The organism is Youngiibacter fragilis 232.1 (assembly GCF_000495435.3).
Classification (GTDB): domain Bacteria; phylum Bacillota; class Clostridia; order Clostridiales; family Clostridiaceae; genus Youngiibacter; species Youngiibacter fragilis.
In genome coordinates, this window is record NZ_AXUN02000238.1 from 1 (window position 1) to 12,062 (window position 12,062).

Below are 12,062 nucleotides of genomic sequence, written 5' to 3' on the forward strand. Positions count from 1 at the left end.
GTAGCGATTTTGTTCAATTGAGGGAGGAACAGGGAAAGGAGGCTATAACGTGAAAAGAAGGGACTACAGGCTGAGAGACAGGAAGGACGTGGAACAGGAGCTTACGAAGCTTCAGAAGGAAGTGACACAGAAGGGCGCAACTGAAAGGGCATTTGCCAATGAATACCATGACAGGAAGGAACCTGGGATATATGTTGACCTGTATACTGGCGAACCCCTGTTTACGAGTCTCGACAAGTTTGATTCCGGATGCGGATGGCCGAGCTTCACAAAGCCGATAGTAAGGAATGTGGTTGAAGAGAAGGCGGACTGGTCCTTCGGGATGCACAGGGTCGAGGTAAGGTCAAAGGTCTCTGACAGCCATCTCGGGCATGTCTTCAATGACGGACCCAGGGACAAGGGCGGACTCAGATACTGCATAAATTCGGCAGCCATACATTTCATACCGCTGGACAGGCTGGAAGAAGAGGGCTACGGTGAATACCTTGAGCTCTTCAGAAAATAGAACTTTTGGGAGGATGGCGTCAACTTACCCTCGACTGAAGTCGAAGTCATGAAGGAGCAATCCTTAATGCCTGGTTGATTAGCCTCAGTGTTTCTGGCACTACGTTGTTTTTGTCATAACACCCATGGACGTCCATCCTAATCCGTGGCTCTGTTGTCTGTGATTAAATGTTCTCTGGGGTTAACGGGAACGGTGTTGCAGGCGTAAAAAGTAATTACAACATTGGCGAAGGATGCCAACTGGCAATTTTGCTGGAATTATGTACTTAACTACATCAAGAAAGGGGTGCCGGTTTGGTCTACGTTTTAAGTAAAAATGGGAATCCACTTATGCCTACCAGCCGGCATGGAAAAGTGAAACATCTGTTAAAGGATGGCAAGGCAAAAGTGGTAAGAAGGACACCGTTCACAATACAGCTACTGTATGATTCGCCTGAATATACTCAGCCAATAACTCTTGGAGTGGATTCAGGCAGCAAGGTAGTAGGCCTTAGTGCAACTACTGAGAAGAAAGAGCTTTTTGTCTCAGAGATAACCCTCCGGGATGACATCCCAGAGCTGCTGTCCACACGAAGGCAGAACCGAAGAACAAGGAGAAACCGCCTTCGCTACAGAATGGAAAGGTTTCTTAACCGCACCGCATCGAAAAAGGAAGGGTGGCTTGCGCCTTCAGTCAAGCATAAGGTAGACAGCCACTTGAAGGTAATCGAGAATGTACACAGGATTCTTCCCATATCAAGGATAGTGATTGAAACAGCAAGTTTCGATATCCAGAAGATCAGGAATCCCGAGATCAGCGGAACAGAATACCAGCAAGGAGAACAGCTTGGCTTCTGGAATATCAGGGAATACGTTCTCTGGCGGGATAACCACGAATGTCAGCACTGCCATGGCAAGTCAAAGGACAGAATACTGAATGTTCACCATAAGGAAAGCCAGAAGACCGGAGGAGATTCACCAGGCAATCTGGTCACCTTATGCGAGACATGCCATAAGAGCTATCATGCAGGCAGGATACAACTGAAGCTTACTCCAAACAAGTCATACCGAGATGCAAGTTTCATGGGCATCATGAGATGGTATGTCTACAACAGTCTTAAGGAACTGTATCCAGAGGTTTCCATGACCTATGGATACATCACAAAGACCAACCGTATAATGAATAACATTGAAAAGACCCATAGCGCTGATGCCTACTGCATCAGCGGCAACATGAATGCCATAAGGAGCAACGAGACCTACAATCAGGCATTCAAGAGGAAGTACAACCGCCAGATACACAAGGCGAACTTCCTGAAGGGCGGAAAGAAGAAACTGAATCAGTCTGAATACGAAGTCAAGGGATTCCGCCTGTTTGACCATGTGCGATACAAGGACGAGGACTGCTTCATTTTCGGAAGAAGGACATCTGGTTATTTTGATTTGCGCAAACTGGATGGCTCGGTTGTCCACAGGAGTGCAAGCTTCAAGGAACTAAAACTGTTGAAGAGACAGAATACCATACTGATCGAACGAAAGGGGTGTAATGGAGTTCTCCTCTCATGACTGAAGTCATGAGTCTCCGAACTCCAATGTTTATGAAGAAGATACTTATAGTCGAGGATGAGAGGAAGCTGGCAAGGTTCATGGAGCTGGAGCTTACGCATGAAGGGTATACCGTGGACATAGTCTCTGACGGGCAGAGTGCCCTTATGAAGCTCATGAGCAAGGAGTATGACGTATGTCTGCTTGACCTCATGATTCCTGTCATTGACGGAATTGAGGTGACGAAGAGGGCAAGGGCCTTTACCGACATACCGATAATCATGATAACTGCAAGGGACGGGCTTGAAGACAAGGTCAAGGGCTTCGATATCGGAGCTGACGAGTACATGACCAAGCCCTTCGAGATGGAGGAGCTGCTTGCGAGACTCAGGGCACTCTTCAGGCAGAAGAACGACAAGAGCCTTGAGAAGGTGCTGACCTACAAGGAGCTTACCCTCAACAAGGAGACCTATGAGGTTACAAGGGGAAGTGACAGGAAGGAGCTCACCAAGAAGGAGTTCGACCTTTTGTCATATCTTCTGGAGAACCAGGGGATAGTCCTTACAAGGGAGAAGATCCTGAACACGGTATGGGGCTTCGACTTCGAGGGAGAGACCAACGTGGTTGATGTGTACATAAGGTTCCTGAGGGCAAAGATAGATGACGATTACGAGGAAAAGCTCATCCAGACTGTCAGGGGAGCAGGGTATACATTAAGATGATCGGGAAGCTGAATCCAAACAGGCTGAAGCTTTCGACAAGGATAACCTGGAACTATGCACTGATATTCACATCAATACTCCTTATCATAAACTTTGCGGTCTACGCAAGCACACAGATATACAACAGGGTCGCATCTTCGACGGAGGTGTCGAACCTTTCATCGTCAGTGGTAGTACTGCTCAGCCAGAAGGATGAGGTAACTCCGGAGGACATGAGGAGCCTTGGAGTCATACCCCCTTACTATGCTTCAGTTACATCTTCAAAGGGGACTGTATACTCGATTGAGGACACTGAGATTGGAATACAGGATGGGAAGATGATTCTGAAGAGACCCGGAAGGGAGACTTCGAGCCTTTCGAGCAGCGAGAAGTCCCTTACGAGGGGTGAAACCACATACAGCGTAACTGTTGTCAAGGACCTCAACGTATACAGGTTCCTGAATACCGTGAACCTGGTGACGCTTATCATAGCGTCCCTGATGGGTGTAGTCGTAAGCTACGTTGTGGGCATATACATGTCAAGGCAGAGTTTCGACCCGATAATCAAGATGACGAAATCAGCGGCAGCCATAGGACCGTCAAACATGTATGACAGGGTGATCCTGCCTGAGGCGAAGGATGAGATAAGGGACCTCGGTGAGACCTTCAACGGGCTCCTTGACAGGCTTGACAACGCATATTCCAACCAGGCTAAGTTCGTATCTGACGCATCCCATGAGCTGAGGACACCCCTTACGGTAATAAAGGGCTACACTGACATGCTGAGGCGGTGGGGCAAATCTGACAGGGAGATACTTGATGAATCAATAGACGCCATCAAGGCGGAATGCGAGAACATGGCACTCCTTGTTGAGAACCTGCTGTTCATCGCCAAGGGGGAGAACAGGAAGCTCAACATAAGCCCGGCAAGGTTCAACCTGAAGGACATGCTCCTGGAAGTTGACAAGGAGGGTGACTTCAACCTCAAGGGAAGGGATATTGTGGTAGAGGCTGGATCGTTTGAAATTGTGGCTGACCGCAAGATGATAAAGCAGCTTGTAAGGATCTTCGTCGACAACAGCGTGAAGTTCACTGAAGCAGGCTCAGTCATAACCCTGACTGCCGAACTTAAGGGAGAAAGGTATGTCATGAAGGTCATAGACAGGGGTGAGGGGATTCCAAAGGAGGACCTTGCCAAGATATTCGAGAGGTTCTATGTCGCCGACAAGGCAAGGACAAAGGACAAGGCGGGCTCCGGTCTCGGCCTCTCCATAGCAAAATGGATAGTCGATACCCACAAGGGTACTCTTACAGCAGAGAGTGAGCAGGGTATCGGGACGACTATGATAGTTGAGATGCCGGTTGATGTTAACGCGTGAAAAGGGCTGCCTAATGGCAGCCCTTGAAGTTTCATGCTATTTAAGTTAAACTGCAGTTCCTGGTTTTTAAGAGCTGCTATCTCTTTGCTTTCCTGTCCTTTATCGTCTGCTTGTACCAGAGCCTCTTGAGGAAGGCTGTCGATGACCTCCAGGTAACCTGGAGTATGAAGCCTGCTATGACCGAGAACATGATGATCATGTAGAAGGTCTTGTAGGGCTCTGCCTTACCCGCCTCGTTGATGTAGTTGTCCCATATCCTCATGAACATGAAATACTGTGCTCCTATAACGCCGAGTATCACTGACCTTGCGATCACCGGCAGGTTCATGAAGAACAGGAGAACTATAAGTAGTCCGATTGCGGCGTAGAGGTAAAGGAACGGACCGTACATCACAGGGATGTTCTTAGGCTCGAGGAGCGCTATGGGGTCCCAGCTGAAGGTGTAGACTTCTCCGAACGCATGGATCAGCATGAAAATTATGAAGGGCAGTATCCTTGAAAAAACAGCCGTTATGAACCATACGGCCTTCTTGATGTATCGCATCTTTATCCTCCGAAAATTCCAATTCCCTCTGATTATATCAGATGGCTAAAAAAATGGGTAGTGAACATGGAAAATGGGCACTCTTATGGTATTATGAATATAAGCCGGATCGCGCATTAAGCTTAGTATAAGCATGCACTGTTATCATTTGCAGATAAAACCTTTAAGATTTGCTTAATTCTGCAGTTTCGGACACAAATATTTTATGGATGTGGAATGTATGGATATATTGAGAAAGATAGAAAAGTTTGTCAGCCATTTTGCCGTAAGGGGCCTCATGAAGTACATAGTGATCCTTACAGGTACGGTATTCTTCCTTGACCTGCCAATGTCAGGCAGGTTGACCCAAATGTTGTACCTGGACAGGGACCTGGTCCTTTCAGGGCAGATATGGAGGCTTCTGACATTTGTTATAGTACCTGCAGGTTCAGGGTTCTTCACCATAATAACCCTTATCTTCTATTACTGGATAGGCAACGTGCTTGAGATGGTATGGGGGACAAACAGGTTCAATACCTACTACTTCCTTGGCGTAGCGTTTACGGTAATAGCCGGCATGATACTGGGATTCACAACCATCTACTACGTCAACCTTTCACTGTTCCTGGCATATGCGGCCTTCTTCCCGGAGAACACCGTATACGTGATGTTCGTTCTGCCTGTAAAGATGAAGTACCTGGCTGCGTTCCAGATGCTGTATCTCCTTTACGAGATTGTTGCAGTTCCAAACATCGCCTTGAAGGTTGCAATAGTACTTTCGATACTTAACTTCCTTATCTTCTTCGGACCGGAATACCTCAGGAAGTCAAGGCGGAGCGTAAGGACCTCAAAGATGAGGAAGGACCTTGATTCATATTCAAGGCAGAAGACAGCATCCATGCACAAGTGCACAATATGCGGGATAACCGAGAAGGATGACCCGGACATGGACTTCAGGTACTGCTCCAAATGCGAAGGACATTTCGAGTATTGCGAGAAGCACATACTTGAGCATGAGCACAGGTCCAATGTGATAAACCTGTCTGAAAAGAAAAAGAAGATAAACTGATGATGATTGCGGGGGCACTATGTTAGTGCGTCCGCATTTTGGCAGACAGGAGAGGATTTCAGGAAACTGGAGGAAGTCGAAGGAAACAGGCAGCCGATGCAATGGAATGGCTTATGAAAATGGTAATTTCAGCATGTAAAGGTGCCAGAGCGGATGTTTTCGTTTATAATGTATACTATAGAACCTTTTAGGAGGACATTTATGAAGAAGTACGGACTTTCAAGCAAGGACAAGACCAGCCAGGTCAAGCTCAACAAATTGAATGTTTCGGGCAACATATGCGGAGAATATGTGGAATACACTATCTCCCAGTATTTCAGAAACACCACGGGAGAGAACATCGAAGGGACATACAGCTTCCCGGTCCCGACAACCTCCATCCTTACAGGCTTCGAGGTGGAACTTGGCGGAAGGAACCTCAAGGCTGAGGTGGAATCAAGGGAAGAGGTCCTTAAGATACAGGAGGAGGCCCATCAGGGAGGAATCAACTCCATCACTCTCGAGCAGAGCGGAGATGACTATTTCACGATAAGGATAGGGAACATCCTTCCGAATGAGAAGGTAGTCATAAGGATTACCTACATGGACCAGCTGATCTATGAGGACAACACACTGAAGCTAATGATACCGAGGGTAGTGGACCCTGTATACAACGTCGGAGAGGCAGATGAGGAAGGGGAGACTGAGTTCTACCTGAGCCTTCTCATAGAATCCTTCGGAAAGCTCGACATCAAGTCGCCAAGCCACAAGATAAAGGTAGAGAGGGAGGATGACACCCTTTCCAAGGTGACGGCAGGGAACGACCAGAACCTTGACCATGACTTCATACTGAACCTCAAGGAGCTGAAGCCGCAGAGCGCATCAGGGATGGGGTACAGCTACTACGAGGATGAGCAGGAGAAGGCCATCCTCATGCTGAGGCTGACACCGAGGCTTCCGGAGGTCAAGGAGATCAAGGATACGAACTACGACTTCCTTCTCGATATATCGACTTCGATGAACGGCTTCAAGCTTGATGAGGCAAAGAATTCGATAATAATTGCGCTGAGGAGCCTTGAGGAAGGGGATACCTTCAACATCATGGCATTCAACTCGGAGCTCTACAAGTTCTCTCCTCACGGCAAGGTAAGGTATTCCAAGGAGAACCTGCTCGCTGCCACAGAGTGGATAGAAGCCCTCCAGACAAAGAAGGGCGGGTCGGCAATGTTCGATGCGCTTAAGGAATCCCTCAGGGAGTCCGAGGCGGATGAGGCTTCTGTAATATTCCTCTTCACTGACGACATTGTCGAGAATGAGGATGAGATACTGGACTACGTAAGGTCAAACATAGGCAACAGCATGATATTCCCGTTCGGAATGGATACCGAGGTCAACTCCTACTTCATCAACAAGCTTGCGGAGCTTGGCTACGGCAAGCCGGAATTCATCGATGAAGGCGAGAGGATAGACGATATCATACTGAGACAGATAAACAGGATATACAACCCGCAGTTCGACGTTACCTCGATCGACTGGGGTGAAATGCAGGTTGAGAAGACCTATCCGGGTACGATCAGCTACCTTTATGACAGGGAGCCGTTCACAGTATTCGCAAAGGTCAACGGATATATCGAAGGAAAGGTCACACTGAAGGGTGAGGTCGACGGAGAAGACTACACCATGACCATTGACCTTGACAAGCTTGAGATAGAAGAGAACTCGAAGCTCATCGACAAGGTATGGGCAAGGAAGAGGATAGAGTCCCTCATGGAGAGGGAAAGGACGCTAAGAGGCCACGAGGCTGAGAAGATCAAAGAAGAGATCCTCTGCATCTCCAAGGAATACTCCCTGATGTCCAGCGAAACCTCATTCATCATGCTTGAGAAGATAGAGGACCCGGTTCTCGGTATCGGACTCCACAGGATGGTACCCATAGAGATGTCCGAGAACACCATGAAGAGCTTGGCGAAGGGCTACTTCCTCGACGAAGCGGCATACAGCTTCGAGGTCAACATAAGGGAAAAGATGGCTGAAACAGGGCTTACCGCAAAGGAAGCGAAGAATGCCATCAAGTACGACAGGGACAACCTGCTCAGGGTCCTTGCCAAGAACCAGCAGGCTGACGGTTCGTTCCTTGACCTCGGTGAGGAAGAGGACGCTGTGATACTTGAAACGACACTAAGGAGCCTCCTGGCATTCACAGTGGGAAGCGAGACCACCTCATTCTACCTGAACAACATCTCAAAGGCTTTCAGATATGCGATGGAATCACTCCAGAAGGACGCCTCGCTTATTACGGAGAGGAACTACATGCTGCTTAACATCGCATACTCCCTTGCCGAGGACAAGAACCTCATCAAGGAAAGGACGAGGACCGCACTGGAGAAGGTGGTTGCAAAGACCTCCGATTCGAAGTACAGGAAGAGTCTTGAAGAGGTTTCAGACCTTGTAAGGACAGCCTCACCAAACCAGATGAAGTTCATAACCGCAGCTACCCTCGACATATCAAAATCCTATGTTGAGAATGCTGAGACCATTTTTGAGATGGACATAAAGAGCAACATAACGAACATAGCGAACATAGCCATAGCGAAGGCTTTGTAGGAATAAACGGATCCAGCCAGGGCCTCATGCCCTGACTGGATCCGTTTAAACATATTCAGATTTCGGGCAGCCTGCAGACATCCACCCAGCCCTTCATACCTGAGTATACCTCAAGCTCAGGTATCTTCAGGCCAATTGCGGAATTTGCGCTTCCGCATGCGGGATAAACCACATCGAACCTCCTGAGGGATTCATCAAGGTATACCCCGACCCGTTCATCCTCAATCCCGAAGGGGCAGACACCTCCGACAGGATGGCTGGTAAACAGGAGGGCGTCTTCCGGTGACAGCATCTTTGCCTTTGTCTGGAACGCCTTCTTGAATTTGGCGCTGTCGATCCTGGTGTCGCCTGCGGTCACAAGAAGGATGCATCCGTCATCGGAGCCCTTAAGCGCAACTGTCTTTGCGATCCGCTGCGGCTCAGTTCCCAGAGCTTCAGCAGCAGACAGCACAGTAGCCGTGGAGACAGGGAACTCCATTATCCTGTCCTCGATATCATACCTTCTGAAATACTTCTTCACGTTCTCTATTCCCATTTGTTCCTCCTTCATTAAAGCCTTAAGGAACATGATAGCACTTAATCGGGTGAAGGGCGTACCTGACTGGTAAGATTTTCTGAACTGAAATTGAAATGCCCTGAAATTGATAAACTGACAGATTTTTGCAGATTTGATGTAGATTATGGAACATATTGTCAAAGCACTAAGTGACAAATGCAAAGTCATATATCATGAAAGGAAAAAGCAAGATGAAAAAACTAACTTTCGCAGCCTGCGCTGTGATGCTAGCCATCCATCATGCAGTTGAGCACGAAGCGCTTAAGCTTGTTGAACAGGAAGTGCGTTTAAGGAACCTGCCTCCTGAACTTGTAGGCTTCAGGATCGCCCATATTTCCGACCTTCACGGCAAGAGGTTCGGAAAGGAGAATCATAGGCTTGCAAGGCTTATAGATTCCATAAGACCCGATGTCCTGTGCATGACAGGGGACATGGTCAACGGGAAAAGGGATGATGGAAGTGCCTTTATTGAACTTCTTGCCAATCTTAAGGGGAAATATCCCAGGCTGTATGTTTCCGGAAACCATGAGGTGAGGAACATATGGCTGAACGAAAAGGCAAACCGGGAAGGGTTTCTGTCTGCTCTGATGAAATACGGGACGACAGTACTTGACGGCACCTCATACTCCAGCGAAGGTCTGCCTGTCTCCTTTCATGGGATGAAGGACTCAAGGGACAAGCACGTCGACATTGAAGAGGGCCTGGGAGCTAAGGATAAGGAAGATATAAACATAGCGCTCATACACAGGCCGTCAAGGTTCGAACAAGCTGCGAAGGCAGGTTATGACCTCATCCTGTCAGGCCATCTGCACGGTGGCGTGGTGAGGATCCCATTTGCAGGCGGGCTTCTTTCACCTGACAAGGCTATCTTTCCAAAATACGACAAGGGTGTATTCCATGATTTTGGTTCAGCCCTTTGCGTTACCTCCGGCCTCGGGAACGGCAGGGCATATCCCAAGCTTATGAACAGGCCTGAGGTTGTGCTTATAAGGCTGGTTTCAGGGTGAAGAGGGTGGAGGTAAGAGCCATTGGATAATCCTGATGCATTTGCCTATAGATATTCCGGGAAATGAAAAAAGTCCGTCACCGGACTTTTCTTCAAATATGCTATTCTTCCTTATTCGTTTCCTCAGAGGATTCTTCAGTGACTGCTACTTCCTCGGATCCCAAGGACTCTACCGTATCCGGGGCTTCCTCAGTCTCTACTTCAGATGAAAGGTCTATTCCTTTGGCTGCAGCGGCAGACTTGAATTCCTCATACTTTTCCGCAATTGCGGCATCTGTTATGTTCGAGAGGAAGGATGCCTTGAGCTGTGTGGCCCTCTCAAACATTTCATTAGCCTTGTGCCACTTGCCCTTGTCCCAGAGGATAAGTCCGTAGTAGTAGAGTGCTTCCGGGAACTTGACTGTGTCTGAGATATCCTCGTATATCGCTTCTGCCTTGTCTTTCTCCCCGAGGAAATAGTAGGTTTCTGCAAGGTTGTCGGCGATCACGGCATCGCTGCCGTTGAACTCATGTGCTTCAGTGTTGAGTGCAAGGGATTTTTCAAGGTCACCCTTTGACATGAGGAGGTAACCGAGTATCTGGTACACCCCTGTATTCTTGAACTCTTCCTTGGACTTTTCCACCATCTCTATGGCTTCGTCGAATCTTCCCTGCTTCCACCTGAGGATCGCAAGGTTAAGAATGGTGCTCTGCTTGAGTCGAGGATCCCTGTCCACCTCTTCAGAGGCCTTTACCAGGTAGTGTTCAGCTTCTTCCATGTTTCCGTTCCTGAGAAGAAGGAAGCCATAGCTAGATACTATGTTTGGCTTCGTGTTTCTGCTCTCCGACGCCTTCTTGAACAGGCGGAGGGCCTTCTCCATGTCTCCCCTGTTGTATGCCTTGCTTCCGGATACGGCGTAGAACATGGGGAGGTTCTTCCATATTGTGAAGGCCATGTAGGCAATGAGCAGAAGGTTTCCGAGAGATCGGTTTCCTGTATAGATAAGTGTCACGATTCCCAGAAGTACTATGATGTCGATCATTGGAAGGTTCTTCATGTGCGATTTCCTCACTCTTCAATTAGTATTTTCGTTTTTTCCATCTAAAGGTACTATATCATGAGGAGAAGAGATTTTACAAAGGATTAATTCATGTACTATAATGAATGGAAAGCAAATTTAGAAAAATAAGGCAATTAAAATTGAAATTCAGGAGATATATATGATAAAGGCGGTATTCTTTGATCTGGACGGTACGGTCCTTGACACCAACGAGCTAATTCTGCAGTCCTTCAGGCATGCGTTTTCGACAAGGCTCAACATAACAGTGCCTGACGAGACAATACTTACATTTTTCGGGGAGCCTCTCCATTATTCCATGGCCAAATACTCGGATGATGTGGAACCCTTGCTCGAGACCTACAGGGAGTTCAACTGGAAGCATCACGACAGCATGGTGGAGCCATTCCATGGAACCATTGAAGCGCTTGAGCAGCTGAAGGCAATGGGCCTGTACCTGGGGATAATAACCTCGAAAAGAAGGAATGTGGCGATGAAGGGAATAGACCTTTTCGACCTTTCCAAGTATTTCGACGTGATAATTACACCTGAGGATACCGAAGAGCATAAGCCCAAGGCCGGACCTCTTCTCAAAGCCTGCGAGCTTCTGGGGATAGAGGATCCTTCAACAACGATTATGGTGGGGGATTCCACATATGACATACTCTGCGGAAAGAATGCCAATGCATCGACAGTTGCAGTCAAGTATTCGAAGATAGACCTCGACATACTGAAGTCCGCCGGACCTGATTTCCTTGTGGACAGTCTTCTTGAGATACCAGACATTGTGAAGGGATTCTGATAGCAAAATTCAAGTCATCCTGAAACAATGAAGAACAGCCGAATTTTCTGATGAAACCTAAAGGTCTGGGATAATAAAAATTCCGAAGCATTTTTTTGCTTCGGAATTTTTTTAGTATCTGTTCGACCTTGAGCTTCTGCCTGCCCTTGACCTTCTTCCATCGAGTCTTCTCTGTTTGGCCCTTCTGCGTCTTCTCATATTTCCTACGATAACCAGAATAATGAACACGAATATGAGGAGAAGCACCAATCCCAGGACTATATAGAAAACGAGGTTTTCCTTAAGTATCACTGAGCTTACATCCATGGTGGAAAGAAGCTCCACATTCTGTCTTCCGGTCCTGTGTATGAGGCTTACAGTTGTTACTGCTGACTTCTG

General features: G+C 47.7%; 13 protein-coding genes. 9 read left to right on the forward strand and 4 right to left on the reverse strand.

All coding sequences use genetic code 11. The annotated features are described in order from the left end of the window. Window positions 1-49: 49 nt before the first annotated feature. From msrB to T472_RS18955, 4 genes are all read left to right on the forward strand, one after another. Window positions 50-505 carry a peptide-methionine (R)-S-oxide reductase MsrB gene (gene msrB / locus T472_RS18940; protein WP_023863800.1) on the forward strand — a complete coding sequence of 152 codons (456 nt, stop codon included), beginning with the start codon at window positions 50-52 and terminating at the stop codon, window positions 503-505. A 293-nt stretch (window positions 506-798) separates the two neighbouring features. Then, a complete protein-coding gene (gene iscB, locus T472_RS18945) occupies window positions 799-2,049 on the forward strand; it encodes an RNA-guided endonuclease IscB (protein WP_023863801.1) in 1,251 nt (416 codons plus the stop codon). A gap of 26 nt (window positions 2,050-2,075) precedes the next feature. Continuing rightward, window positions 2,076-2,750, forward strand: a complete 675-nt coding sequence (locus T472_RS18950) for a response regulator transcription factor (RefSeq protein WP_040908299.1) — start codon at window positions 2,076-2,078, stop codon at window positions 2,748-2,750. Then, window positions 2,747-4,108 carry a sensor histidine kinase gene (locus T472_RS18955; RefSeq protein ID WP_023385505.1) on the forward strand — a complete coding sequence of 454 codons (1,362 nt, stop codon included), beginning with the start codon at window positions 2,747-2,749 and terminating at the stop codon, window positions 4,106-4,108. The genes T472_RS18950 and T472_RS18955 overlap by 4 nt, the downstream gene beginning before the upstream one ends. A 76-nt stretch (window positions 4,109-4,184) precedes the next feature. On the opposite strand, the gene T472_RS18960 is transcribed toward T472_RS18955, so the two are convergent. Continuing rightward, a complete protein-coding gene (locus T472_RS18960; RefSeq protein WP_023385507.1) occupies window positions 4,185-4,652 on the reverse strand; it encodes a hypothetical protein in 468 nt (155 codons plus the stop codon). 220 nt (window positions 4,653-4,872) lie between these two features. Between T472_RS18960 and T472_RS18965 the strand changes: the two genes are divergently transcribed. Genes T472_RS18965 through T472_RS18970 form a run of 3 tightly spaced genes read left to right on the forward strand, consistent with a single transcriptional unit; the run spans window position 4,873 to window position 8,283 of the window. Next, window positions 4,873-5,700 (forward strand): rhomboid family protein, encoded by an 828-nt coding sequence (locus T472_RS18965; protein WP_023385509.1) that lies wholly within the window; start codon window positions 4,873-4,875, stop codon window positions 5,698-5,700. A 38-nt stretch (window positions 5,701-5,738) separates the two neighbouring features. Beyond that, on the forward strand, window positions 5,739-5,891 hold the full coding sequence (locus tag T472_RS20165; RefSeq protein WP_207643996.1) for a hypothetical protein: 153 nt from the start codon (window positions 5,739-5,741) through the stop codon (window positions 5,889-5,891). Between the two features lie 10 nt (window positions 5,892-5,901). Further along, entirely contained in the window at window positions 5,902-8,283 is a 2,382-nt protein-coding gene (locus tag T472_RS18970) for a VIT and vWA domain-containing protein (RefSeq protein WP_023385512.1), read from the forward strand. Window positions 8,284-8,338: 55 nt separating this feature from the next. Here T472_RS18970 and T472_RS18975 read toward each other — a convergent pair whose 3' ends face one another. Further along, window positions 8,339-8,818 carry a YbaK/EbsC family protein gene (locus T472_RS18975; RefSeq protein WP_023385515.1) on the reverse strand — a complete coding sequence of 160 codons (480 nt, stop codon included), beginning with the start codon at window positions 8,816-8,818 and terminating at the stop codon, window positions 8,339-8,341. A gap of 212 nt (window positions 8,819-9,030) precedes the next feature. Here T472_RS18975 and T472_RS18980 point away from each other — a divergent pair, with 212 nt between their 5' ends. After that, entirely contained in the window at window positions 9,031-9,846 is an 816-nt protein-coding gene (locus T472_RS18980; protein ID WP_023385517.1) for a metallophosphoesterase, read from the forward strand. Between the two features lie 100 nt (window positions 9,847-9,946). Here T472_RS18980 and T472_RS18985 read toward each other — a convergent pair whose 3' ends face one another. Beyond that, complete coding sequence (locus T472_RS18985; protein ID WP_023385520.1) at window positions 9,947-10,882, reverse strand: tetratricopeptide repeat protein; 936 nt, start codon at window positions 10,880-10,882, stop codon at window positions 9,947-9,949. Window positions 10,883-11,045: 163 nt separating this feature from the next. Between T472_RS18985 and ppaX the strand changes: the two genes are divergently transcribed. Continuing rightward, window positions 11,046-11,684, forward strand: coding sequence for a pyrophosphatase PpaX (ppaX, locus tag T472_RS18990; protein ID WP_023385522.1), 639 nt, complete (start codon window positions 11,046-11,048; stop codon window positions 11,682-11,684). Window positions 11,685-11,795: 111 nt separating this feature from the next. Here ppaX and T472_RS19850 read toward each other — a convergent pair. Further along, the coding region (locus T472_RS19850) for a hypothetical protein (protein WP_040908295.1) at window positions 11,796-12,062 on the reverse strand (267 nt) is incomplete at its 5' end.